The sequence below is a fragment of the Helicobacter pylori genome (assembly GCF_014497725.1).
Taxonomy (GTDB): domain Bacteria; phylum Campylobacterota; class Campylobacteria; order Campylobacterales; family Helicobacteraceae; genus Helicobacter; species Helicobacter pylori_DE.
The window spans coordinates 184,487-208,762 of sequence record NZ_JACTGF010000002.1; the positions used below are offsets into that span (position 1 = coordinate 184,487).

Consider the following 24,276-nt stretch of genomic DNA (forward strand, 5'->3'; position numbering starts at 1 on the left):
TTGATTGGAGCGAAGCCTTTCAATATTTTAAAAAGGCCAATCAAAAATATAAGGATAAAAGGCTAGTAAATCCTAAAACCATAAGTGATGTTAAACATGATATGGCTCCTGTCAGAATACACATTGTGCGTTAAGGGCTGTGTCCCAGGCCCATTAGGATCGACTGGAACATACATGCCACAATACCCAATACAATAGCCTTTTTTGGTGATATTGCCATAATATTCTAGTTTCAAATCCATTCTAATATTATACTTATTAGAAAAATAGCTCAAAAAGAGCGCGAGACTCCTTTCATCAGCCCTTGGGCTATCCGTCCAACGGCCTAAAATTTTCCAACTAAACCCTCTATATTGCGAGCCTACATACAAAAACCCGTTAATAACATCAGCGCCAACAATATTGTTAATTTCTGCATCATAAATACTATTCGTCCAAATGTTATACCCTAGAGGGTCGCCATAAATACCTATATCACCATTAGCATTACCGATATTTTTATAGACACTGCCCCCAAATTGCCACTTGTTATAATAAAAACGAGTGCGGAAAAAATAAGTTTGCCCGCTCTTTCCTAACGGCACTTGTTGGAAGAGAATAATATCGTTTTGATTAGCTGGAGTGGCAAAAATGGGGAAAAACCCCACGAAAGTGCCTACAAAACGAAAACCTTTATTGTTAAAATTAGGGTTGGTGTCGTAAGTGATATTAATGCCTGGCGCATACATTCTTTGAAAGATCGCATAAAAATAAGGGTTGATTTTTAGGTTGTCTTTTTCGTATTTCAAATCAGCCACCATTAAAGCCTTACCGCTTGTATAGTAACGCCCAAAATACCAAAACCAGTCGCTTGACGCTGAAGCCCTAGCGTCTGAATACATCACCCTTAACCTGGTGTCTTTGTATTTGACAAAGCCTTCAACCCCTTGAGTGTAAGAAGTGAACCAATCATACTCTTCAGCATCATAGCGCCCCCCTTTCACGCCAAAACTGAATTTGTCTTTTTTGTAGTTGTAGCTCAAAAAAGCGTTATGCACCATAGCCAAACGAGGTTTTTGCACGTTTAAACCGCTATGCCCTGCATACCAGCCAATGTATTGCCAAAAGATACCCGCCCCAAAAGGATCGGTCCTAGAGCCGGGCTGGCCATTAGGGATATTGTTGCCTTGATAGGCGGTAGAGTCATAGGGGAGTGCTGCCATCATAGCCCCCACTTCTGCCCTCAAGCCCTTGTATAACCCCATGCTCAAATTCAATTCGCCGAGTAAAGAAGTGTAGCTACCTGTAGGATAAATGTCTTTAGAAGGCTGGTATCTTTGGTTGTTAAAGCCAAACTTGGTATAGCTGCTCACCTTTCCAACAATGCTCATGTTGAATTTATAAGCTTGAAGTTTGGACAAAAAGAGACTAGAAAAAAGCAAAAAAAATAGAGAGTAAGAAAAATATTTCTTAATTTCCAAAACCCTAACTCCCAAAGATATTAAAATAAAAATACAAAAAAGGCATATCTGAGAGATAGGGAAACTCCCTTAGAAACTATAACTGATGTGTGTCATCAAATGGCTTCTGTCTTGAGTAATGCTTTTTGCGATACCACCTATGTTTTGAGGGCCTTGCGCAAACGCCGAAGATTCAAACAAACCATTATTCAAGTTGAGTGGCTGACCGTTTGGCCCAAGGAAACCGGTTCCAGGGTTGTAACCCGCACGGATTTGGAACTCTAACCATACGAGTTTGAGACCCGCTTTAACATGCTTGCTGAACTGATAGTCTAGATACATACCGATACCATATTCCAAAGCCCTTGGAGCAGTAGTGAAGCGTTGATAAACGCTCCAACTGAACTTACCATGCTTGCCTCCACTTTTAACATACTCGGTGAACGCGTCAGCATCGGTAATGTTGTCAATCCCCGCAAACCCTAAGCTGTAGATGCCACCGACCCATTGTTCGATACCATCAAGAGCCACAGGGTTACCCCAAGTACCTAAGTTCATGTTAGGGTTACCGATGTTGAGGTAAGCACCACCAACCACAAAGTAGTTGTTAATGTCTATGTGGTGGTGCAGATAGAGCGTCGCACCACCAGGACCTTGCAAGCCACGCCACTTACCATTATCCAAGAACGGATCCCAAGTGTTATAACGAGCGGGCGCGTAACGACCGTATTCAGCGTTATTCCAACGATAGCTGTATAACGCATAGAAAGTCGTTCTATTCCTAATGCCCCTACCACTAAACCCCGGATTGGTATCATACTCTATTTTAACACCGGGATTTGTTTCTACTTGCGGGATAAGATACACATAAGGGTGGATCATTAAATTCTTTGTAGGGCGATAAATAATACCGGCTTTATGAATACCCCAAGGCTTTTCACGATAGATAGGGAACAACCACTGACCATCAGCGATACCACGACCCCAAGAGCTAAAGAGCAAGAACTTCATCTTATTCGTGAGCTTGAAAGTCCCATAAAAACCTTGGAACAATTGGTAAACCCAATCCATTTGCTCCTGCTCAGTAACATCAAAGCGCCCCATTACCATATGGACTCTGTCGCTGTCATAGGTGAGATTCGCTTTATAAACTTCATAGCGCCTTGAATGCCCGGGCAAGTAGGCGTTAGCCGGGTAGTAGTTAGGGAACAAACCGTTCCACTCACCCATATACATATAGCCAATACCCCTAGGGTCAATAATACCACCTGGCCCTTGCTGTTGCCACATTTTAGTCGCATTCATACAAAGACTCAAAGAATCCGTGCCGCAAGAAGTTTTATCCCAATAGCTTGGGGGAGTAAAATCCTTTGCCCACCTATCATACCTAGTGTTATCATAAACCTGTCCGCCCAAAACACCGCCTACATTCACGGTCCATCCCCTACCTAAATGCACAGACCCCTCTAGCTTACCCGTAAGATTAACAAAAGTCTCTGTAGGATAGATACCTTTAACAGGGTTAATGGGCGAACGGTTAAAACCCACTTTGGAGAAGTTGATAAAATCCCCATGCACCTCATAAGTAACCGCCCCTAATGAACCCGTAGTGAACAATAGTGGCAAGGTCAAACGCTTTAGCAATGCAGCCGCAACTTTTCGTTTCTTTAATTTCATTCCTCTTCCTTACTTTACCTGAGAATAGATAAATTACTCTGTAAAAATAATTCTAGCATAAAAGAATATAGATTTAGTTTAAAATCAAGCTAGTTTTTCTCAAAATTTACAAAATCTAAATTTTCAAACGCCAGTTTGCTAGTGAAAAAGCTTCTATTTTACATAGTTTTACACAGTCGCTTTAAAAACTATCTGCATTGATAGTATATAATAATATGATAATATTTTAAAGCTAAAAATGGTTTTCACACCAATACATAGATTAAAAAAATGACAATAAGGAGCAAAAATGAAAAAAATTGGTTTGAGCTTGTGTTTGGTTTTGAGTTTGGGTTTTTTAAAAGCCCATGAAGTGAGCGCTGAAGAGATTGCGGATATTTTCTACAAACTCAACGCCAAAGAGCCTAAAATGAAAATCAACCACACGAAGGGGTTTTGCGCTAAAGGCGTGTTCCTGCCTAACTTGCAAGCAAGAGAGGATTTAGAGGTGCCATTACTCAGTGAAAAAGAAATCCCTGCGTCTGTAAGGTATTCTTTAGGAGGCGCGATGATGGACGATAAAAGCAAAGTTAGAGGCATGGCGTTAAAATTAGAAAACCAAAACGCTAGCTGGACAATGGTGATGCTCAATACAGAAATCAATTTTGCCAAAAACCCTAACGAATTCGCTCAATTTTTTGAGATGAGAATCCCTAAAAATGGCAAGGTGGATGAAGCAAGAATCAAAAAGCTTTATGAAGAAGTCCCCTCTTATAGGAATTTTGCCACCTATATGAAAACGATAGGGATCAGCTCAAGCGTGGCTAACACGCCCTATTATAGCGTGCATGCGTTCAGGTTTAAAGATAAGAAAGAGGAATTATTATCTGCGAGATGGAAATTTGTGCCTAAAGACGGCGTTAAGTATCTTAACCCCCAAGAATTAAAGCAAAAAGATTCAAATTATTTGCTCTCTTCATTCCAACAACACCTTAAAAATAAACCCATAGAATACCAAATGTATCTGGTGTTTGCGAATAAAAATGATGCCACCAACGACACGACCGCGCTTTGGAAAGGCAAGCATAAGGAATTATTGGTGGGGACCTTGAAAGTTGAAAAATACGAAGGAATGGGTTGCAATAAAGACGTGTATTTCCCAGCTGATCTCCCTAAAGGCGTAGAAGCCCCTACTGATCCCTTGTTTCAAATCAGGAATGAAGTTTATGGGATCACTTTTGGCAGAAGGCAATAAAAAAGATAGGGTGGATCAATATAAATTGGTTGAGAAAAATGCGTTTTTATGGGTTTAGGGAAGTAAAATTTTTGTTTAAAACTTTTAAGCGCGCCTACTCAAATCACTCGCTCTCTTATTTGAGGCACACACACTCATGCTGGATGTTGGGCAAAAAATGACAAACATTCAATCCACCTACCACATTTTTAATACTCTTATCTTGTATTTTATTTAGGCCGTATTATGCTATTGGTTTTTATGAAAGCGGCTTATTAGGTATTTCTGTAATTTTGTAATCAAAAAAGTTTTGCGAAATATTAAAAACGCTCTGCCCTTCCATTTGTTGGCGGGTTATCCAATTCAGATCATTGTCTTTGATTTTAGAAATTTCTACGCACGCCACTTGCCCGTTAAACAGGTCAAAATGCACCACAATAGTAGGAATTTTATCCGTTATCAAACGCCTTTGAGCTTCTAAAACTTTATGTTCTTTAATATCATTGATCCCTTGAAACCCGCTTTGAACTTCTAGCAATAAATGATTGTCTAACAAAAAATCGGCTTTAGGACTTCTTTTAAAGCTTTCTATGCTCTCAAAATTATCACCACCAAAAAATTTAATGGTTTCTTTTTGCGTGCTAAAAAGACAAGCGATAAAATCCTTAAAAAACTCCGCTACCAAAAACCCGCGCATCCACGAAAAACAAACTTCTTCAACTCTTCTGCCTTGATTATTCAGTTTATAAATAATATGAGTGTCCGCTATCTTTGAAAACACTTGCTCTATGGAATTTTTAAAAAAGCATTCCAATTCATACTCATTATATTTAAAACAATAAATACTATTGATAGCGCTAAAAATTTCAATAAGCCTTTTTTTGAGCGCATTTAAATAATTAAAATCAACGCAAGGCTATATGTCTTTAGCGCCTAAAAATTCCTTAAACGCATTTTGAGAATTAAAGCCTAATAAATTTCTATAACCTTTAAAATCGTTATTATCAAACATTTTTACCCCTTAAAAAATCAAAGACAGCATGAGCGAGCGCTGCACTCAATAAGGGCGGCACGGCATTGCCAATTTGCAATCTTTTAGCGCTAGCACTCCCATAAAATTTATAATTATCAGGAAAGCTTTGCAATCTTGCCCCCTCTCTAATGCTTAACGCTCTAGAGTCTCTTGGATGGATGCACCTGGAACTGCTTGGGGTAGAAAAATTTCTCGTAATGGTGGGGGCTGGTTTTTCCCACCACATTTTGGCATAGGTATTAATATAACCGCTTTTGGGGCGTAAACTTTCTGGCAAATCGTCTTTACTCTGTCCGTCTTTTAGCGTTTGCATGATTTTTATCAGTTTTTCATTATTTTTAGGACTGCTATGCTCGCTTAATTCTTTAGAATTTCGCACAAATTCCAAAAAAACGTTATCCGCATTTTTAAGATAACCTAAAGCATCGCCATTTTCACCGCTTTGAATGGGCGGTAGATCCCCTAAAGCGTCTTTTAAAGAAAAATGCGTTTTTATGGGTTTAGGGAAGTAAAATTTTTGTTTAAAACTTTTAAGCGCGCCCACTAAAATCACTCGCTCTCTTACTTGAGGCACACCATAATCTAGAGCGTTTAAAATGGCATGCTCTAAAATATAACCTCTCTCTTTAAAAGCGTTACAAATTCGTTGGAACAATTGCCCTTTTTGCATAGACATCAAACCCACCACATTTTCAAAAACAAATATTTTTGGTTTCACTAAATCTAAAATCCGTAAATATTCTTTAAACAGATTCGCTTTTTCATCCATTTTTCTTTTGCCAAGCGTGGAGTAGCTCTGGCATGGTGGTCCGCCTAGTAGAATGTCAATTGGAACGCATGGCAAGTTGTGGCAATGAAGTTGCATAATATCGCATAAAATGGTTTGCGTCTCTTTATGATTGGCTTGATAGCTTAAAATGGCGTCCTTGTCTATATCGTTAGCCCATATTAATTCAAAATGAGGATGCACAGAAAAGCCATAGCTCAATCCTCCAGCACCACAAAAAATATCTGCTACTTTATACAAGTTTACTTTTTTCCTTTCATCTAAACCCACACTTTTTAAATGGAGTAAAACTTAAAGCCCTTTTTTGAAATTGGGTTAAAACCATTTATTCAATCTTTTAAGTTTTGCTAGGTTTGTCAATCGCTTTTCTATGGACGGCCTTTTCTCTGTTTTGAGCTTTTTGAGTGGTATTGGCATGCTCATCTTTACCTTGCTCTTGCTCATTCCATTCGGGTAATGCGTCATTGTTATTGTTTCTATAATCTGTTAGGCAAGCTTGCTCTAAAAGTTTATAGCTGATGCTTGCGTCTTTGATTGCATGAAAACCAAACAAGCCTTTGACTTGAGTTTCAAAATTAGGCTGATAAATCATGTAAAATTCTATTTTAGCCCCTGTGAGTATTGTGTGATAAAGAAAATACCACACACCAAAACTTCTAACACTAGGCCTCCCTTTGACTCCCCCATCTTTATAAATATTGAGCGTGCTTTTAATCCCACCATCTGCTTGAGAGCCACCGATTTTTTTAATCTCGCCATTCACCACAATTAAATACACTCTAGCCACATTTTGAGTCAAAATATTTTGAGATAAAGATTGATTGTTTTCATCTTTTAAATCCTTAAGATAGTTGAAATTCAACTTTGTGCTGTCTTTCACATATTCTACATCAGCGATTTTAAAGGCAGTTTTGACTCCGCTAATATGCATTTTTACTCCTTGATAATCAATAGCTCATGAGATTGTTTGACATGATTATTATCGCCTCTTTCTAAGCGGTTTTTACCCATTCTGGTTTCGCCTTGTCCCATAGTGTATTGCCAAGATGGTTCTAAAATTTTAAAATCCTTATAAGCATTCCTTACCAATTCGCAGTCATTATAGCTTAAAATAAATGGTCCTTTATGCCTTTTTAGCATGTGAGCCAATACTTCATGTTTAAAACCATTATGGTGGATAGGGAAATTACGCATAGGATAAATCCCCTTAAACATTTTAGAATTTTCTAACACATAAGGGGGGTCAAGATAGAAAAAATCATTAGGATAAGCGAGCAACACTTCTTCAAAGCTAGAGCATTCCACCTTTAAACTAGGGGCGTTAAAACCTTTAATTTTTAAAAGAGCGTTTAGATAGCGTTGTTTGTCAGTGTAAATTTTACTCATCCACCCTAAAAATCCTGGCCCATAGCTTAAATTAAAGTTAAAGTAATAATCTCTAGCCAAAATCAAAGGGTCTAAAACGCATTCTTTTTTGTAATGGGCTTTTAACTCTTGTTTGATAATGTTGTAAGTTTCTTGATTAGGTTCTAAAGAGAGCAAATTATTATAAAGAGCTTGTTTGTCTTTGAGTAGCACTTGATAAAAATTCACTAAAATGTCAAAAATATCAAAGCCTAGCACTTCTAAACCCAACTCTGTCGCGCATGCAATTTCTACGCTCCCCCCACCTATAAAAGGGCTAATCATCCTACGCACACCATTAGGTATACACTCCACTATTAACCCTACAGCTAAAGACTTGCCCCCACCATATCTTAAAGGGGCTTTTATGTAGCGTTTGTAACGCCCATTATTGGAGCGTAAATTGTGCAAAAAAATATCTTTTTACTAGCGTTTTGGTTGAATAAATTGGCATGCATTCCAAAAAATTCTATTTATTTTTTCGCCCTTTTCCTCATGTTAGGGTCTAAAATCTTTTTCCTGATCCTTAAATTCAAGGGGGTAACTTCTAAAATCTCATCTTCTTCAATCCATTCTAACGCCCTTTCTAACACCATAGTCCTAGGCGGGGTGAGTTTGATCGCATCATCGCTCCCGCTCGCTCTCATGTTGGTTAAATGCTTGGATTTGATAGGATTGACATCTAAATCATTATCCCTGCTGTGTTCGCCAATGACCATGCCCACATAAACCTTCGTTTGGGGGTTGATAAAAAGCGCGCCTCTTTCTTGGATATTGAAAAGGGAAAAAGCGGTCGCTTCGCCATTTTCCATGCTAATGAGCGCCCCATTTTTGCGCGATTCCACGCTCCCGCTAAAAGGGCGGAATTCCAAAAAGCTATGATTCATCACGCCTTCGCCTTTAGTGTCGGTTAAAAACTCGCTCCTATAACCGATAAGCCCCCTTGCAGGAATTTCAAATTCTAATCTTGTATAGCCATCGCTCATGGGATTCATCGCTTTCATCTCGGCTTTTCTTTTGCCTAATCTCTCAATGATAGCCCCGCTAAAATCTTGGGGCGTGTCAATCACTAAATGCTCAAAAGGCTCGCATTTAACGCCATTTTCTTCTTTAATGATGACTTCAGGGCGTGAAATGCTAAACTCAAACCCTTCACGGCGTAAATTTTCAGCTAAAATAGTGATCTGCAATTCCCCACGCCCGCTCACTTTAAACTTGCCTTCGCCCATTTCTTCGCATTTCATAGCGATATTGGTTTGCATTTCTTTTAAGAGCCTGTCTTTCAATTTATTAGCAGTAACATGCTTTCCTTCTAATCCGGCTAAGGGTGAATCATTGACAGCGAAATACACGCTCATCGTAGGCTCTTCTAAATGCATGGGGTCTAAAGGCATGGGGTTAGCAGGATCAACGACGCTATCGCCCACATCCATCGCATTAAACCCGGCAATCGCTACAATATCGCCCGCATAAGCGTTTTCAATCTCAGTTCTAGCCAGCCCTAAAAAACCTATAAGCTTAGTGATACGGCCATTTTCTTTACTCCCATCGCTTTTCATCAACAGCACGCTTTCATTCTTTTTAACCGAGCCATTAAACACCCTAGCGATACCGATTTTGCCCACATAATTGTCATAATCAAGCGTGAAAATTTGCATTTGCAAAGGCTCATCAACGCTCCCGCTAGGGCTTGGCACATGCTCTAAAATCGTTTCAAACAAAGGCTCTAAATTTTTCTTTTCATCGTCTAAACTTTTCATCGCATAGCCATCTCGTGCGGCGGCATACACCACAGGGAAATCCAATTGTTTATCGCTAGCCCCCATCGCTACGAACAAGTCAAAAACTTCATCCACCACTCTGTCCGGTTCAGCGGCAGGCTTATCAATTTTATTCACCACCACAATAGGGCAAATCCCAAAACTCAAAGCCTTTTTAACCACGAATTTAGTTTGAGGCATGACCCCTTCTTGAGCGTCCACTAAAAGCAACACCCCATCCACCATTTTTAAAACGCGCTCCACTTCGCCCCCAAAATCAGCATGCCCGGGAGTGTCAATGATATTGATTTTAGTGTCTTTGTAATAAATAGCGGTGTTTTTAGACAGGATAGTGATCCCTCTTTCTCTTTCTAAATCATTGCTATCCATCACCCTTTCATCCACTTTTTCCCTCTCACTAAATGTGCCAGATTGAGAAAGTAAGCCATCCACTAAAGTGGTTTTCCCATGATCAACATGCGCGATTACAGCGATATTTCTAATATTTTTCATGAATGTCCTAACAAGCAAAATTGAAATTAGAAGTATAACACAATATTATAATAGCCCCAAATGGCGGAATTTTTTGGCTAAATCCTGTTCTATAGAATGGCTTTTGTGGGCTTTTAGAAAATTTTCATTCTTGCCATTAGGCGGCATGAAATCGTCATTATCCCTATAAAAAAAGATAAAATAATTTTTCTTTAAATAGTAAGCCAAATGGATCAAAAACGAATCCCCCCCTATATACAAATCGCTTTCTAAAATCAGGTTTTTAACTTCTTCTAAACTGGTTTTAGCGCGATAGTGAGCGACTTCATCTTTTAAAAAAGCGTATCGTTCTTCAAAATCTAAAAGCGTAACACAAAAGGGTTTTAAGAGTTTTAAAACGATTTTTAAATGTTCTAAAGAAATATTCCTATAATTTTCTCTTGTGAAAGGGTTGATCAAAATCTTCTTGGGGTTTTTTAAACTCATGGAATATTGACTATTATCAAAAACATGCCCATAAATTTGAGAAAACAACTCCTGGCGGTTTTGATAAACGTTTTTAATTTCTTTATTTGGAGTGGTTATGGGAATGAATTTGGATAAAAGAGCGCTTCTAAAATCTTGTTTTTCTAAAATCAAATGTTTGATTTTGTGCTTTTTAAGCGTTTTCAACAACCATAAAAAATCCTTCATCGCCCCAAAAACGCCTTGTTTTTTAAGGTCATAAAAAGCGGGGACATTTTCAAAAACAGGAATGATTTCAAAATGTTTTTCGCATTCTAAAAGCTTGGCGATTTTTAAAGTCAAACGAGTGCCTAGGATTTTAAGGGGCTGTTGCTGTTTGAAAGCGATTTCTTTTAAAAGGCTAAGCGTGATGAGATTATCCCCTAAAGCCAAAAGACAAGCAACATGCATGGTTTTTCCTAATTGTGAATTATAAATGTTTAAGTTCCAATCTTTCTTTAGCTTCACTAATCATTTGTTCCAAATTATCATTTTTTAATTGGTATTTGTCTAGCGTGTGGATATTTTTTTGAGTAATATGCAATTGCCCTTCTCCCTTATTGCCACGATGCTGACCTATAGAATAATCCTTATGACTTAAAACTTCTTTTGAATTTAAAACCCATAAAATAATTTCATCAAGAAAGACTGCTAGAAAAATAAAAATTTCTGCGCATTGTGGTTTTAACTGTTGGAAATTCATTTCAAAATTTTTATTAGTATTATAGGGTAGTGCTCTCATGAATAAGGGTGTTTTATTACTATCATTATTTGCGACCTTAGAAGCTTTAACTTCAATAGTGATGCCTTCCAAAAATAAATCATATTGTTTACTATAATTATTGTCTAACTCTTTAGAAGCTTTTTTTAATTTAGGACACTTTTCTATAATGAAATTTTCGGCAAATTTGCCAAATTGAGAGGATGACTTTTCAAAAAGATATAAATAAGGATTAGATTTTAAATAATTGTTCCGTATCTCTTTATATTCTTTATAATTTAGATAGCCTTTTGCTATCAAAAAAACCAACATATGTTCATATTTATTAAAAGGAAAAGCATTCCATTCTTCTTTTTCTTCTTTTGTTTCTTGTAAGAATTCTTTTTCTTTTTTGGCTATTATGTTTGTTTTGTAAGGCTCTATTCCTCTTATTGGATACCAGTTCTTTAAGATTGTATTTTTCAAGCGTTTTAAAATTTCATTTTCTAATTCTGAAAGTTCCATTTTCTATTCTTTCTATCCCTAAATTTTTTAAATAAAATTTTTCATCAAAACCATTGTTAATAAATTGCGCAAATAGGGGCAAGCATTCCAAATCTTTTCTTAAAATTTTATGCGTTTTAAAAAGCGATTCAAAAATGAATTGCATTAAATCGCTGTTTAATAGTTCTTTTAGCGCATGAGCGTTGATAGGGAAATTTTCTTTTAAAACAAACATGTTCGCGCTGTTTAAAAAAAGGCGTTGCTTATTGTCATAAAAAAAGACCAGTTTTGAAGAAATGAATTTATACACGATTTTTTCTCTAGCCTGATAAAGGCTTAAGGGAGCGACTTGCTGGCAGTCTTTTAAATCAGCGTTAATGAATTGGCTAGGGGCTTTTAATCCGTCTTTTAAAATATCTGAACCTCTAAAAATAGGAATGGTATTTTTTTCTTGTTTGGGGTGTAATTTTTCTTTATTGTTACCTGTAACAATCCCTAAAGCAAAATGAGCGTTATTTTTTAAAGTGGTGTGGGGAATGGAAAAAAGGTGGTCTAAAATTTTATTTTTTTGGTGAGAGCAATGGATATTAAAAATCTTTTTAGGGTTGTTGAAAAAAGAAGAAGGCGAGCGTTTGAACTCACTATTTTGATAAAAGCATGAGATTTTTTGATCCTTATTAGGGGTTTTTTTAAGCGCCAAACCCACAGCCTTAGTCATTAGATTTTTAAAGGGTTTGTCAAAATCAATCAGGCTTCTCATTTGAAACTTTAAAGCCATTTCTCGCATTTTGCTAAACGCATCAATATTCAAACAACTTTCGGGCAATAATAGCCCCAAATGAGCGTTTTCTTTTAAACAATTCAAACTCGCTATAAAAAAGAGCGATGCACTATCTAGGCTTTGAGAGAGGTTGAATTGCTGTTTGAAATTTTCTTTTTGGTTTTGGTTGTATTTCTTACCCCATGGCGGGTTGGTGAAAATGCAATCAAATTGCGGGGTGTGTTTTAAATTTAAAAAATCTTTTTGCGCAATATTAGGGCAATCTAAACGATAACGCTCTTTAATACGCTTTTTAGTCAAAGCGACAGCAAAGGCGTCTGTATCATAGCCATAGATATTTTCAACCTTAAACCCCAGTTTTAAAGCATGCATGACAAAATTCCCACTCCCCACAGCCGGATCGCAAAAAATCGCTTGGGAGGTATCAAAATCTTTAGGGAGAGTGAAAAGTTGTTCTACTATCCTATTAGGGGTGTAGTAAATGCCTTCTAAATTTCTGGTGGTATTGGAAAGCTCTTTTTCATAATAAGAGCCTAGATTTTCTAAATCAGAGCTATTTTCTAACATTTCTAGGTATTTTAAAATCAATTCTTGATGGTTATGCACGCTTTTTAAGGATTTGTTAGCGTATTTGTTAAGCTTGTTTTTCCCTAAATGGTTGCGGCAAAAATCTAAAAAAGAGCTTGTTTTCACATAAATTTTATGATCAATCTCTAATTTTTCTAAAAGATTGGTTTTGATCCAATTACGCACGCTGCTATGAGAAACGTTGATTAAATGAGCGATTTCTTCAACAGAAAGAGCGTTTGAAGGCATTTACCCCCCTAAAAACTATAAACATAACTCACATTAAACGCCACAAGGCGTTTGAAAAAGAGCGAGGTGTTTAGCCCTTTGCCATGCGTTTCATAAAAGGAATTGACCGCTAAAGGGATTTTCAAGCCCATTTCAAAGCCATTGTGCCTATTGACATTCACACGAACCCCAAAATTCAAAGGGATTTGGAAAAAACTCGTGTGCATTTTAGCTTGATAATTAATCAAATAATTGTTGATAAAATCCATTTGACTCACCCACATGCCTAAACCACTCCCTACCCACGAACTCCCCGCTAAAGCAAAGCCCAGATAAAACCCCACGCTCGAATGTTTTTTTGCATTATCAATGAAATTAAAAAGGTAGTCTATGCCAAGCCCATAGAGGTGGTTATTCATTTTGCCTAAACCATCAAAGCCATTGCCCACAAAACCAAAGTTGGTGTAACCATAGTCATAGAACAAGTAGTAGCGAAACCCTTGATTTTTTTTCTTGGTAAAGAAATGCTTATAACCCACATTCAAACTCACCCCATACATGCTTGAAATGTTTTTAGAATAAGAGCTAGGATCAAGCGCGTTCAAAGAATTTGAAATTGCAGCGATTTGAGAAGATAAAGAAGAAAGCATGCGGTTTTGAGATTGATTGAATTGTAATTCTAAATTTTTTAAGTTTTCTTCAAACTCTAAAGGGTTAGTAATGGGTTCTTGCATTGTTTCTAACGCTTGGGCTAATTTAGGTTGAGATGCAACGCCACCGCTAAGTGTGACTATTTTTTCAATGTTTTGAAGGGTGGATTGGAGGTAGTATTGCTCGGCTTGCATTTCAGTAGGGGTTAATTCAGCATGGTTTTTTAAAGCGTTGTTAATATATTCAAAGGTGTTGGGCATGTTTGTGATTTCATTTTTGACTTGATTGAGTTTATAGATTTTGTTTTGAGCGTTAGAGATCGTTTGGATGCGTTCTTGATTCAAAAAAGGGTCATTGTGCTGGATTGCATGACTAATGGAATATTCAAAACCCACGCTCGCATACGCCCCATTTTCTTCAGCGATACAACAAGATAAAAATAATAAAGGTAAAGGAAATAAGGTTTTTTGAAATTGCATGGGTAATCCTAATCAAAAATAATCTCAATCATACACTAATTATAATAGAAAAAAGTGAAACCATTTTTAAGCCATTTTTGAATACAATAAGAGCATTTTATTTTTAAGGTTAGAATAATGAGTTTGATCGTTACGCGCTTCGCTCCATCGCCCACTGGCTATCTCCACATAGGAGGCTTAAGGACAGCCATTTTTAATTATCTTTTTGCACGAGCCAATCAAGGAAAGTTTTTTTTACGCATTGAAGACACGGATTTGAGCCGTAACTCCATAGAAGCGGCTAACGCCATTATAGAGGCTTTCAAATGGGTGGGGCTAGAATACGATGGAGAAATCCTCTACCAATCCAAACGCTTTGAAATTTATAAAGAATACATCCAAAAACTCTTAGATGAAGGCAAAGCCTATTATTGCTACATGAGTAAAGAAGAGTTGGACGCTTTGAGAGAAGAACAAAAAGCTAGGAAAGAAACCCCACGCTATGACAATCGCTATCGTGATTTTAAAGGCACACCCCCTAAAGGCATAGAGCCTGTGGTAAGGATTAAAGTCCCCCAAAATGAGATCATTAGTTTTAATGACGGGGTTAAAGGCGAAGTGAGAGTGAACACTAACGAAATAGACGATTTTATTATCGCCAGGAGCGATGGGACGCCCACTTATAACTTTGTGGTTACCATTGATGACGCTTTAATGGGGATTACTGATGTGATTAGAGGCGATGATCACCTTTCTAACGCCCCTAAACAGATCGTTCTCTATAAGGCTTTGAATTTTAAAATCCCTAATTTTTTCCATGTGCCGATGATTTTGAACGAAGAAGGGCAAAAATTAAGCAAACGCCATGGGGCCACTAATGTGATGGACTATCAAGAAAGGGGCTATCTTAAGGAAGCTTTAGTGAATTTTTTAGCGCGTTTGGGGTGGAGCTATCAAGATAAAGAGGTTTTTAGCATGCAAGAATTGTTGGAATGTTTTGACCCTAAAGATTTAAATTCTTCGCCCAGTTGCTTCAGCTGGCACAAACTTAATTGGCTCAACGCTCATTATTTAAAAAACCAAAGCGCGCAGGAATTGTTAGAACTTTTAAAGCCTTTTAGTTTTAGCGATCTTTCTCATTTAAACCCCGCTCAATTGGATCGCTTGTTGGACGCTCTCAAAGAAAGATCTCAAACCTTAAAAGAATTAGCCCTTAAAATAGATGAGGTTTTAACCGCTCCTATAGAGTATGAAGAAAAGGTTTTTAAAAAACTCAATCAAGCGCTCGTCATGCCCTTGTTAGAAAAATTTAAATTGGCGTTAGATAAAACTGATTTCAACGATGAAAGCGCGCTAGAAAACGCCATGCACAAAATCATTGAAGAAGAAAAGATTAAAGCGGGTAGTTTTATGCAGCCTTTAAGATTAGCCCTTTTGGGTAAGGGAGGCGGGATAGGCCTTAAAGAAGCGCTTTTTATTTTAGGCAAAACAGAGAGCGTCAAAAGGATAGAGGCATTTTTGAAAAGCTAAAAAATTGGCTCTGTTTTCATGGAACGCTGATAATAAAAGAGCTTGATTTTAGCGGTTGTTATGAGAGCGACTCCCTAAAACTTTAGCGTTATTCCTAACACTAAAACGGGTGTATAAAGTTTAAAAATAAGAGGGTTTTAAGAGGAAAATAAAAAAAATATTTCTAAAATTTTTTGCCTTGATTGAAATCAAGCTTAAAAGTTGGGTTCAGACAATCTTTGGGCAAACTAATCGTTTGAGGAATGACCTCATAATGGCAATAATTTTCATCTTCAAAGAGAGGTTTTACCAATAAGCGGTTTGAAAAAAGCCGATTTTCTTGATTAGGATTGATAACGCCATTGTTTAAAAAGAGGAAAGTTCGCGCGAGTTTGATTATTTCGTTTGGATCATGACTCACCAATAACACGCTTAAATTTTCACGCTTGATAAAATCAAGCAAACCTTGTTGCACTTCGTTTTTTAAGGCGTTATCTAGGGCGTTTAAAGGCTCATCTAAAAGCAATAAATTCTTGGCTGCGATTAAAGCTCTTGCTAAAGCGACTCGTTGGGCTTGCCCGCCAGAGAGTTGAAGAATTTTTTGCTGGCTTAGGTTTTCTAAACGCATTAAGCGTAACACTTCGTGGATTTTATTTTTATCTTTAGGGTGAGCAAAGGCGATGTTTTGATACACATTTAAATGAGGGAATAGAGCGTAATCTTGAAACACAAAGCCGATTTTTCGTTGTTGTGGTTTTAAAAAAATCTTTTTTTGAGTGTCTAGCCACACTGAACGATTGACTTCAATATAGCCGCTACTCACCGCTTCAAGCCCCGCTAAAATGCGTAAAATCGTGCTTTTACCCGCTCCCGATTCTCCTAATAAAGCGACAACTTCTGCTTCTTTAATTTCTAAGTCTATATTCAAATCAAACGCACCCCTAGATCCTAAAAGGCGTTTTTTAAACCGCGCTTTTATCATAAAAACGAGCTTTGTTTTTTATTCAAAAATAGGGTAACAAATAAGAGGCTAAAACTGATAATCGTGAGCGTTAAGGCGTATTGGTGGGCTTTAGAATAATTGAGCGCTTCAGCTTCGTTAAAAATCGCAATGCTAGCCACTCTTGTTTCCCCTAATATATCACCCCCAAGCATCATCACCACGCCAAATTCGCCTATAGTGTGCGTAAAAGTTGTAATGATGGCCATCAACACACTGGGTTTGATGTTAGGGAGCAGGACAAAAAAAAGGGTGTAATATTCCCCCTTACCCAAGCTATAACTGGCTTCTTTTAAAGAAGTGGGCAAGGAAATTAACGCGCTTTTAATAGGGCTTACCATAAAGGGTAAGGAAAAAATCACGCTCCCTAAAATAAGCCCTTGGAAACTAAAAACGAGTTTCACATTGAACACATCTTGTAAAAACGCTCCCAAAAAAGAAGACGGCGAAAAGATTAAAAGGAGATAAAACCCTAGCACGCTTGGGGGTAAAACTAAAGGCATATACACAAGCGTTTCTGTTAAGCTCGTTAAAAGATTGCGTTTAAGGCTTAAAAAATAGCCTAAAAAGATCCCTATAGGGAGTAAAATAAGGGTGGTAATCAAAGCTAAAGAAAAGCTCAAACGCATGGTAATCAAAAACTCATGATCCATTGTTCGCCTTTTTTATGCGTTTCAATCCACAATATAGCCGTATTCTTTAAAGACAGCTCTAGCTTTAGGGCTGAATAAAAAATCTTTAAAAACTTTGGCTAAAGGGTTATTAGCCCCATTTTTAGTGATAATCAAGGCTTGTTCAATAGGGTTATAAAGGGCTTTATCAATGATGAAATAAGAGAGGTTTTTATCTTTTTTATCCATCAAGGATAACGCTCCAAAGCCTATTTGAGCGTTTTTAGTAGCGACAAATTGATGGGCTTGAGAAATAGAAGCGCCATAAATGATTTTAGGTTTAAGACTAGAAGTGAGTTTTAAATGATCTAAGACTTCCATACTGGCTTTTCCATAGGGGGCTAGTTTAGGATTAGCCATAGCGATATGTTTAATTTTAGGGTCTTTAAGAATTTCTAAAGAATCCATTTTTAGATTTTCGCTCCACAAAACCAACACGCCTTTAGCATAGACTTCTTCTTTAAAAGGGGTTATTTTTTCATCATAAAGCTTTTTAGGTCTAGTAATATCCGCTGAAATGAATAGATCAAAAGGGGCGTTTTGAGCGATTTGAGTGTAGAGTTTGCCTGAAGAATTAAAGCTAATATTAATAGCGTCTTTGGGGTGTTCTTTTTGAAATTCTTTAATAAGGGCTTTTAAAGCGTGCGTGAGATTAGCAGCAGCAGCGATTTTTAAATCCTGTGCCAACAGAGCGCTTGAAAAAAATACGATTAAAAAGGCAAACGCTTTGAAAGTATTTTTCATAGAACTCCCTTTTATTAAATGATTGGAGTTGGTGATTATACCTAATTTGTATCTTAAAAATTTGCATTTTAAACATTTGAGGTGGTTTTGTAGGTGTATCCCGCTTATCCATGATTTAATCAATATTTTCACTCTAAAACCCTCAATCTTTGATAAAAAATTAAATCTTTTAGAAAAATAACCGATTTTAGGGTGTAACTTTAATTCAACAAGAAGGATTTATTATGATTAAAAGAATTGCTTGTATTTTAAGCTTGAGTGCGAGTTTAGCGCTTGCTGGCGAAGTGAATGGCTTTTTTATGGGTGCGGGTTATCAGCAAGGTCGTTATGGCCCTTATAACAGCAATTACTCTGATTGGCGCCATGGCAATGATCTTTATGGTTTGAATTTCAAATTAGGTTTTGTAGGCTTTGCCAATAAATGGTTTGGGGCTAGGGTGTATGGCTTTTTAGATTGGTTTAACACTTCAGGGACTGAACACACCAAAACCAATTTGCTCACCTATGGTGGCGGTGGCGATTTGATTGTCAATCTCATTCCTTTGGATAAATTCGCTCTAGGTCTCATCGGTGGCGTTCAATTAGCCGGAAACACTTGGATGTTCCCTTATGATGTCAATCAAACGAGATTCCAGTTCTTATGGAATTTAGGCGGAAGAATGCGCGTTGGGGATCGCAGTGCGTTTGAAGCGGGCGTGAAATTCCCTATGGTTAATCAGGGCAGTAAAGATGTAGGGCTTATCCGCTACTATTCTTGGTATGTGGATTATGTCTTTACTTTCTAATCCGTTCTTTCATCCGCTCTTCTTCATCAAATCAAACCCTAGCCGACTCTTAAAAGGTTGGGGTTCAAAAATCTTTTTCATAAATAGAAAGTTTGTCTCAACGCAGTATAATCCTAGCGTTTGAATTTTTATTTTACTCAATAGAGTGTTTGCGTTTGAATATGGGTTTAGTAAGATTTAAATAATAAATTACTTATATATATTTGATAGATATTATTTTATTCAATAGTGTTATTTAATGGCTCAATTTAATAGGATAGTTTCGCTTTTATTTCTTTAAAACAAATCGATTCTACCGGGGAAAGGTTTTTATGGAAAACAGCACACTTTATATTGTTATTGCTGGCTTATGGCTTGCTGTAGGCTTTGGAATCTTTTTAAAGAAATTAGACATGCCGGTTATCATTGGTTACATTTGCACGGGAACGGTCTTAGCGGCTTTTTTTAAAATTAATGATTTTAATTTGTTGTCTGATATTGGTGAATTTGGTATCGTCTTTTTAATGTTTATGATAGGCATTGAGTTTAATTTTGACAAACTCAAATCCATCAAACAAGAAGTGCTGGTTTTTGGGCTTTTACAAGTGGTTTTATGTGCTTTAATCGCTTTTTTAGTGGGGTATTTTATTTTGGGTCTTTCACCCATTTTTTCCCTTGTTTTAGGCATGGGGCTTTCGCTCTCTTCAACCGCTATTGTGCTGAAATTCTTTGAAGATTCCAAACAGCTTAGCACGCCCATGGGAAAGAGCGCAGTGGGGATTTTGATTTTCCAAGATATTGCCGCCATTCCCATGCTTTTAATTCTCACTATTCTAGGCAGTAAAGATTCTAATGTTAATTTACTCATTCTTAAAACCTTTATTTCAGCAGGGATTATTTTAGTTCTTTTATTATTGCCTGGAAAAAAAGGGGCTAATCTCATCTTAGAGCAAGCAAAAGACACGCGCTTGCCTGAAATTTTTATAGGCACGATTTTAGTGATTGTTTGCAGCGCAGCAGGGTTGAGCCATTTTTTTGGGTTTTCTATGTCTTTAGGGGCGTTCATTGTGGGTATGGCGATCTCTAAATCGCGCTATAAAATCAATGTCCAAGAAGAATTCGTGCAATTAAAAAACCTATTCTTAGCCCTTTTTTTCATTACGATAGGGATGCAAATTAATGTGAGTTTCTTCATGGAGAAGTTCTTTGTTGTCATCTTCTTACTCATTTTAGTGATGGGGTTTAAGACTGCTATCATTTATGCGCTTTTGCGTTTTTTTAGAGACGCTAAAACTGCCATAAAAACCGCCCTTTCTTTAGCGCAAATCGGGGAGTTTTCTTTTGTTATCTTTTTAAATTCAGGCTCGCACCAGCTCTTTAATTTGCAAGAAAAAAAAGGGATTCTTGGTTTTTTACACCAAAAAAATATCTTAAGTATCGCTCAAAATGACATCCACCAGCTCCTTATTCTCATGGTGGTCTTTTCTATGTTGGCAACCCCTTTTATTTTAAAATACCTAGAATCTATCGCTCAATTTATTTTGCACCAAAAGAGCCAAGAAAATAAGCCGGCTAAAAAATAATGGCGCAAAAACCAAATGATAAGTTTGCTTGTATTGTCAGTGTTATGTTAAAATACGAGCATATTTTAACTTCAAATTGGTATAAAAAGGGGATTTCATGAAAGAGCAAGAATGGGATTTAAGTGCTTTATTTGAAAATAAAGAAAGCGCAGAAGAATTTTTAAAAACCTTACAAACAGAAGCACAAGAATTTGAGAGCGCTTATCAAAATAACCTTAAGGATTTAGACGCTGCAAAATTTGCCGACGCTCTTAAACATTACGAAAATTTGTTAGAAAAAATTTCTAGAGCGATGACTTACGCTCAATTACTCTTTGCTAAGAACACTAAAGAATCGAAGTTTTATTCGCAATGCGAAATGGCTTGCGCAAATATCCAACAACACCTTTTATTCTTTGAAATTGAATTTAAGAATTTGGACGCCAAAAAACAACTCGCTTTCATTAAAAAATGCAAAGACCATGCTTTTTATCTAAACAATCTCATAGAAAAGAAAAAGCACACTTTGAATTTAGATGAAGAAAAGATCGCCCTAGCCCTTTCGCCTGTGGGAGTGGGCGCGTTTAGCCGTCTTTTTGATGAGCATTTTTCTTCTTTGAAAATCCCTTTTGAAGAAAAAACTTTAAGCGAAGAAGAAATTTTAGCCCTCTTGCACAACCCCAAACGCAAGATCCGTAAAAAATCTCAAAAAGCTTTCAGCAAAGCGTTAGAAAAATCCCGCCCTTTACTCACTTATATTTTAAACATGGTGCGTAAAGATTTGCTCATTGAAACTAGGCTGAGAAAATACGATAAAAAAGAGAGTTTCCGCCACATTGACAATCAGATCTCCCAAGAGAGCGTGGATAGCATGATAGAGATTGTGAACGCTAATTTTTCTTTAGTGCATCGTTACTACCATCAAAAAGCGCAAATTTTAGGGCATAAACTCAAAGATTACGATCGCTACGCCCCTTTAAGCGATGAAAACACCACCATGACTTACTCTCAAGCTTTAGAAGAAGTGCTTAAAACCCTCAAAGCCTTTAGCCCAGAATTTCATAAAATCGCTTCTAAAGCGATCAAAGAAGGTTGGGTGGATTCACACCCTAAAGACTTTAAGCAAGGTGGGGCTTTTAGCCATGGCGGGGTGCCTAGTGCTCACCCTTATGTGTTATTAAACTACACAGGAAACCGCCGAGACGCTTTCACTATCGCTCATGAATTTGGGCATATGATCCACCAAGAATTGTCCAAAAAACAAGGCGTATTGAACATGGATACACCCTTAACCACCGCAGAAACCGCTTCTGTCTTTTCTGAAATGCTGTTTTTTGAGCATTTAAAAAAAGGGTTAAAACAAGATGAACTCCTTTTCATGCTAGCAGGCAAATTAGAGGATATTTTTTCTACGCTTTTTAGGCAAGTGGTGATGACGAATTTTGAAAGAAGAATCCATGAAATAGATGAAGAATTAGACACCAAAGATTTTGATCGAATCTGGTTTGAAGAAAACCAAAGAATGTTTGAAAAGAGCGTGAAACTCACTAAAAACTACCATTTGTGGTGGAGCTATATCCCCCATTTTATCCATTCGCCTTTTTATTGCTACGCTTATAGTTACGGGCAGCTTTTGACTTTAGCGCTTTATGGGCTTTATAAAAAAAGCGACGCTAAAGAGTTTGTTAAAACTTACACGGAATTTTTGAGTTTAGGAGGGTCAAAAAGCCCTAAAGAATTAGTGTCCATGTTTGGCTTTGACATTGATAGCAAAGAATTTTGGGAAATTGGCATGCAAGAGGTGCGTCATTTGTTAGAAGAATTTGAAAGGTTGCTCGCATGCAAAGAGAATTAAGGCTTTTAAACAATAAGCATTGCATTGAATACTTGCAATTTCTGTCCAAAAACCATTTGAGTTTTAACCTTTTGTGCGAAAGAGATGCGATTGATTTTTCCCCCAAGCTCCCTAAAGAAATCCATGAAAAATTCGGCGCGTTAGTGCTGTTTGTTTTAGCCGGATACACCTTAGAAAGCTTGATGATTGACGCACAAAGCGTGCAGTTTGAAGCCGGGTTTGGCCCTAACAATATTGGCAGCGTGGTTCAAGTAAAACTTCCTGGAATCATTCAAATCCTTATCAAAGAAAAAAATGAAAATGCCGTTTTATTCAATCGTTGCGATTCGCTTGAAGTGTTCCACAAAGAAGAACCACCCCTTCAAGAGCCAAAAAAAGACGAGCGAGAGTCTAAAGAATGGTTAGATTCTAAAGAGGCTCTTTTTTCCAATTCCAAAAACCGTGCGATTTTAGAAAATTTACACAAAAGCTAAAGGACTAATTGATGAGCGTTTTGAAATTGCATGTAAAAGTCTTTCGTTTTGAAACCAACAAGGACTATAACCCTGCTTATGAGTCTTATTTTTTAGAATACCAAGAAGATCAATACCTTTTGGATCTTTTAAAACAACTCAAAGGCGTGAGTTATAATGAAAATATCGCGCTTAAAATCAACCAAATTGCGGTGTTTGAAGACGCTAAAGTGAGCGATTTAGTGGCGTTTTTTTCTAAAGAATGGGTGCTAGATCCCCTATCCAAACGATACGCTTTAAAAGACTTGATGATTGATGAAAAGGCGGTTTTAAAAAACTATGAAGATTTTTTCAAACAAGTCCCCTATATCACTAAAGGCGAAAAAGAAGAATTAGAAAAGTTTATCCAAATCAATTTTATCAACCCCCAAACCAACCCTAAATATCTGGGCGATGGCTTTTTCTTGTATGTTAAATGGCTGATGAAGCGCTACCCCACAGAGCGCAACCGGTTATTAGAGATGATCTCTCAACCTGAAAGCGGCGTGATGAATTTTTTAAGCGTGGCGCATTACCTCTATAAAAACGATGACAATATTGACCATGAAATCTATGAGTTGCAAGAAATCCTAACCAATTCCAAAATCAAGCCATGGAAAGATTTTTCTAAAAACCTTTTAAGCCTTTTTCAATACAATTCTAACCCCCCTAAAACGCCTAACCCCCCTAAAACTTGCGCGCTCTTTAACGCTTATGCGAAGCATTTAGATGCGCAATCGCTTCTCAAAAGCGCTAAGCTCTATTTAGAAAAAATGGGGCAAAAAGTCATTGATCTGCCTTTTTGTTATGATGGAGGCTATTATGGGAAGATCATCAGCACGCATGATTTTCTCACGGCTTGCGCGTATAATCTGGCTTTGGCTAAAGCCAATGGCGTTTCGCTCATTTTTTGCGAAGAAGATTCGTATTTGAATATCTTGCATGCTAAAGAAGTTTTAGACAACAACCCTGAAATCATCGACTCTGTCAATGAAAAATTGAAAAAATACCAACTCGTTTATGAAAAAGATATTGAGATGGCCTACCTCAATGAGTGGGTTAATGAGTTTTTGGCATGGGAATTGAAAAGCCCGTTTGATCAATTTTTAGGGGCTGAATTTTCTCGCATCAAACCAAGCGATCATTTTTTCAATAAAATCCATTTAAAAGCCCCTAATTTTTTAGAGTCTTTTCAAAATTACGCCCCCCTTTTAGAAGTCAATGAAACAAATGGCTTACTCCAGTGCGCGCATTTACGCTATTTGGGGATTGATTTAGGGGCGGATTTTTTAATCGCGCATTCTTTAGGGCTTTTTCACGCTTTTGAAAATTTAAGCTTAAAGGCTTCAAAAGTTTATAAAAGAGATAATGACAACACCCCCACTTTATTTTTACCTCAAATCGCGCTAATGGCTATGGGGGAAAAAGATAAGCAAGCTCTAGGGCTTGATACGCATTATCATAAAGTTACTTTCATTTAAA

20 protein-coding genes and 2 pseudogenes are annotated in these 24,276 nt (G+C 37.2%); 8 read left to right on the forward strand and 14 right to left on the reverse strand.

What is annotated here, in order from left to right; genetic code table 11:
- Positions 1 to 62: 62 nt before the first annotated feature.
- Together hofD and H7N69_RS02790 are read right to left on the reverse strand one after the other, a co-directional pair.
- Positions 63 to 1,460 carry an outer membrane beta-barrel protein HofD gene (gene hofD, locus H7N69_RS02785; protein WP_001911476.1) on the reverse strand — a complete coding sequence of 466 codons (1,398 nt, stop codon included), beginning with the start codon at positions 1,458 to 1,460 and terminating at the stop codon, positions 63 to 65.
- Between the two features lie 69 nt (positions 1,461 to 1,529).
- Positions 1,530 to 3,116 (reverse strand): outer membrane family protein, encoded by a 1,587-nt coding sequence (locus H7N69_RS02790; RefSeq protein WP_187884734.1) that lies wholly within the window; start codon positions 3,114 to 3,116, stop codon positions 1,530 to 1,532.
- A gap of 289 nt (positions 3,117 to 3,405) precedes the next feature.
- Here H7N69_RS02790 and H7N69_RS02795 point away from each other — a divergent pair, with 289 nt between their 5' ends.
- The gene (locus H7N69_RS02795; RefSeq protein ID WP_187884735.1) at positions 3,406 to 4,350 is read left to right on the forward strand and encodes a catalase family peroxidase; all 945 of its coding nucleotides are present in this window, start codon (positions 3,406 to 3,408) and stop codon (positions 4,348 to 4,350) included.
- A gap of 238 nt (positions 4,351 to 4,588) precedes the next feature.
- Here the strand turns inward: H7N69_RS02795 and H7N69_RS02800 are convergent.
- The 9 genes and pseudogenes from H7N69_RS02800 to hopJ all read right to left on the reverse strand — a co-directional run bounded on the left by H7N69_RS02800 (position 4,589) and on the right by hopJ (position 14,219).
- Positions 4,589 to 5,341: pseudogene (locus H7N69_RS02800) on the reverse strand (restriction endonuclease).
- A complete protein-coding gene (locus H7N69_RS02805) occupies positions 5,334 to 6,389 on the reverse strand; it encodes a DNA cytosine methyltransferase (RefSeq protein ID WP_000278710.1) in 1,056 nt (351 codons plus the stop codon). The pseudogene H7N69_RS02800 and the gene H7N69_RS02805 overlap by 8 nt, the downstream one beginning before the upstream one ends.
- Positions 6,390 to 6,486: 97 nt before the next feature.
- Entirely contained in the window at positions 6,487 to 7,080 is a 594-nt protein-coding gene (locus H7N69_RS02810) for a GIY-YIG nuclease family protein (protein ID WP_187884737.1), read from the reverse strand.
- 2 nt (positions 7,081 to 7,082) lie between these two features.
- Positions 7,083 to 8,011: pseudogene (locus tag H7N69_RS02815) on the reverse strand (DNA adenine methylase).
- Positions 8,012 to 8,026: 15 nt separating this feature from the next.
- Entirely contained in the window at positions 8,027 to 9,826 is a 1,800-nt protein-coding gene (typA, locus tag H7N69_RS02820) for a translational GTPase TypA (RefSeq protein ID WP_000790220.1), read from the reverse strand.
- 45 nt (positions 9,827 to 9,871) lie between these two features.
- Positions 9,872 to 10,720: a glycosyltransferase family 9 protein gene (locus H7N69_RS02825; protein ID WP_187884738.1), complete on the reverse strand. Its 849-nt coding sequence runs from the start codon at positions 10,718 to 10,720 to the stop codon at positions 9,872 to 9,874.
- Positions 10,721 to 10,739: 19 nt separating this feature from the next.
- Positions 10,740 to 11,534, reverse strand: a complete 795-nt coding sequence (locus tag H7N69_RS02830) for a hypothetical protein (protein ID WP_000423515.1) — start codon at positions 11,532 to 11,534, stop codon at positions 10,740 to 10,742.
- On the reverse strand, positions 11,509 to 13,110 hold the full coding sequence (locus H7N69_RS02835) for a class I SAM-dependent methyltransferase (protein WP_187884739.1): 1,602 nt from the start codon (positions 13,108 to 13,110) through the stop codon (positions 11,509 to 11,511). The genes H7N69_RS02830 and H7N69_RS02835 overlap by 26 nt, the downstream gene beginning before the upstream one ends.
- Positions 13,111 to 13,118: 8 nt before the next feature.
- The gene (gene hopJ / locus H7N69_RS02840; protein WP_187884740.1) at positions 13,119 to 14,219 is read right to left on the reverse strand and encodes a Hop family outer membrane protein HopJ/HopK; all 1,101 of its coding nucleotides are present in this window, start codon (positions 14,217 to 14,219) and stop codon (positions 13,119 to 13,121) included.
- 117 nt (positions 14,220 to 14,336) lie between these two features.
- Between hopJ and gltX the strand changes: the two genes are divergently transcribed.
- Positions 14,337 to 15,728, forward strand: coding sequence for a glutamate--tRNA ligase (gltX, locus tag H7N69_RS02845; protein WP_187884741.1), 1,392 nt, complete (start codon positions 14,337 to 14,339; stop codon positions 15,726 to 15,728).
- A 163-nt stretch (positions 15,729 to 15,891) separates the two neighbouring features.
- On the opposite strand, the gene H7N69_RS02855 is transcribed toward gltX, so the two are convergent.
- From H7N69_RS02855 to modA, 3 genes are read right to left on the reverse strand one after another with little or no spacing between them, the layout of a single operon-like run.
- The gene (locus H7N69_RS02855; protein ID WP_033584827.1) at positions 15,892 to 16,689 is read right to left on the reverse strand and encodes an ATP-binding cassette domain-containing protein; all 798 of its coding nucleotides are present in this window, start codon (positions 16,687 to 16,689) and stop codon (positions 15,892 to 15,894) included.
- A complete protein-coding gene (modB, locus tag H7N69_RS02860; protein WP_187884742.1) occupies positions 16,686 to 17,360 on the reverse strand; it encodes a molybdate ABC transporter permease subunit in 675 nt (224 codons plus the stop codon). Before modB ends, H7N69_RS02855 begins: the two co-directional genes overlap by 4 nt.
- Before the next feature lie 21 nt (positions 17,361 to 17,381).
- The gene (gene modA, locus H7N69_RS02865) at positions 17,382 to 18,122 is read right to left on the reverse strand and encodes a molybdate ABC transporter substrate-binding protein (protein ID WP_187884743.1); all 741 of its coding nucleotides are present in this window, start codon (positions 18,120 to 18,122) and stop codon (positions 17,382 to 17,384) included.
- A gap of 28 nt (positions 18,123 to 18,150) precedes the next feature.
- On the opposite strand from modA, the gene H7N69_RS08065 reads away from it, so the two are divergent.
- The 6 genes from H7N69_RS08065 to H7N69_RS02890 all read left to right on the forward strand — a co-directional run bounded on the left by H7N69_RS08065 (position 18,151) and on the right by H7N69_RS02890 (position 24,275).
- Positions 18,151 to 18,303, forward strand: a complete 153-nt coding sequence (locus H7N69_RS08065) for an orotate phosphoribosyltransferase (protein ID WP_332246421.1) — start codon at positions 18,151 to 18,153, stop codon at positions 18,301 to 18,303.
- Positions 18,304 to 18,346: 43 nt separating this feature from the next.
- Complete coding sequence (locus H7N69_RS02870; RefSeq protein ID WP_000595776.1) at positions 18,347 to 18,907, forward strand: outer membrane beta-barrel protein; 561 nt, start codon at positions 18,347 to 18,349, stop codon at positions 18,905 to 18,907.
- Between the two features lie 311 nt (positions 18,908 to 19,218).
- On the forward strand, positions 19,219 to 20,469 hold the full coding sequence (locus tag H7N69_RS02875) for a cation:proton antiporter (RefSeq protein WP_187884744.1): 1,251 nt from the start codon (positions 19,219 to 19,221) through the stop codon (positions 20,467 to 20,469).
- A gap of 97 nt (positions 20,470 to 20,566) precedes the next feature.
- On the forward strand, positions 20,567 to 22,303 hold the full coding sequence (locus tag H7N69_RS02880; protein ID WP_000662772.1) for a M3 family oligoendopeptidase: 1,737 nt from the start codon (positions 20,567 to 20,569) through the stop codon (positions 22,301 to 22,303).
- Positions 22,288 to 22,776 carry a hypothetical protein gene (locus H7N69_RS02885; protein ID WP_079357287.1) on the forward strand — a complete coding sequence of 163 codons (489 nt, stop codon included), beginning with the start codon at positions 22,288 to 22,290 and terminating at the stop codon, positions 22,774 to 22,776. The genes H7N69_RS02880 and H7N69_RS02885 overlap by 16 nt, the downstream gene beginning before the upstream one ends.
- 11 nt (positions 22,777 to 22,787) lie before the next feature.
- The gene (locus tag H7N69_RS02890) at positions 22,788 to 24,275 is read left to right on the forward strand and encodes a DUF5644 domain-containing protein (RefSeq protein ID WP_187884745.1); all 1,488 of its coding nucleotides are present in this window, start codon (positions 22,788 to 22,790) and stop codon (positions 24,273 to 24,275) included.
- Position 24,276 lies beyond the last annotated feature (1 nt).

Bases quoted from the DNA above. Each gene is read 5' to 3' on its own strand.
- H7N69_RS02790 (WP_187884734.1), bottom strand. From the start codon at position 3,116: ATGAAATTAAAGAAACGAAAAGTTGCGGCTGCATTGCTAAAGCGTTTG.
- H7N69_RS02795 (WP_187884735.1), top strand. From the start codon at position 3,406: ATGAAAAAAATTGGTTTGAGCTTGTGTTTGGTTTTGAGTTTGGGTTTT.
- H7N69_RS02810 (WP_187884737.1), bottom strand. From the start codon at position 7,080: ATGCATATTAGCGGAGTCAAAACTGCCTTTAAAATCGCTGATGTAGAA.
- typA (WP_000790220.1), bottom strand. From the start codon at position 9,826: ATGAAAAATATTAGAAATATCGCTGTAATCGCGCATGTTGATCATGGG.
- H7N69_RS02825 (WP_187884738.1), bottom strand. From the start codon at position 10,720: ATGCATGTTGCTTGTCTTTTGGCTTTAGGGGATAATCTCATCACGCTT.
- H7N69_RS02830 (WP_000423515.1), bottom strand. From the start codon at position 11,534: ATGGAACTTTCAGAATTAGAAAATGAAATTTTAAAACGCTTGAAAAAT.
- H7N69_RS02835 (WP_187884739.1), bottom strand. From the start codon at position 13,110: ATGCCTTCAAACGCTCTTTCTGTTGAAGAAATCGCTCATTTAATCAAC.
- hopJ (WP_187884740.1), bottom strand. From the start codon at position 14,219: ATGCAATTTCAAAAAACCTTATTTCCTTTACCTTTATTATTTTTATCT.
- gltX (WP_187884741.1), top strand. From the start codon at position 14,337: ATGAGTTTGATCGTTACGCGCTTCGCTCCATCGCCCACTGGCTATCTC.
- H7N69_RS02855 (WP_033584827.1), bottom strand. From the start codon at position 16,689: ATGATAAAAGCGCGGTTTAAAAAACGCCTTTTAGGATCTAGGGGTGCG.
- modB (WP_187884742.1), bottom strand. From the start codon at position 17,360: ATGGATCATGAGTTTTTGATTACCATGCGTTTGAGCTTTTCTTTAGCT.
- modA (WP_187884743.1), bottom strand. From the start codon at position 18,122: ATGAAAAATACTTTCAAAGCGTTTGCCTTTTTAATCGTATTTTTTTCA.
- H7N69_RS02870 (WP_000595776.1), top strand. From the start codon at position 18,347: ATGATTAAAAGAATTGCTTGTATTTTAAGCTTGAGTGCGAGTTTAGCG.
- H7N69_RS02875 (WP_187884744.1), top strand. From the start codon at position 19,219: ATGGAAAACAGCACACTTTATATTGTTATTGCTGGCTTATGGCTTGCT.
- H7N69_RS02880 (WP_000662772.1), top strand. From the start codon at position 20,567: ATGAAAGAGCAAGAATGGGATTTAAGTGCTTTATTTGAAAATAAAGAA.
- H7N69_RS02885 (WP_079357287.1), top strand. From the start codon at position 22,288: ATGCAAAGAGAATTAAGGCTTTTAAACAATAAGCATTGCATTGAATAC.
- H7N69_RS02890 (WP_187884745.1), top strand. From the start codon at position 22,788: ATGAGCGTTTTGAAATTGCATGTAAAAGTCTTTCGTTTTGAAACCAAC.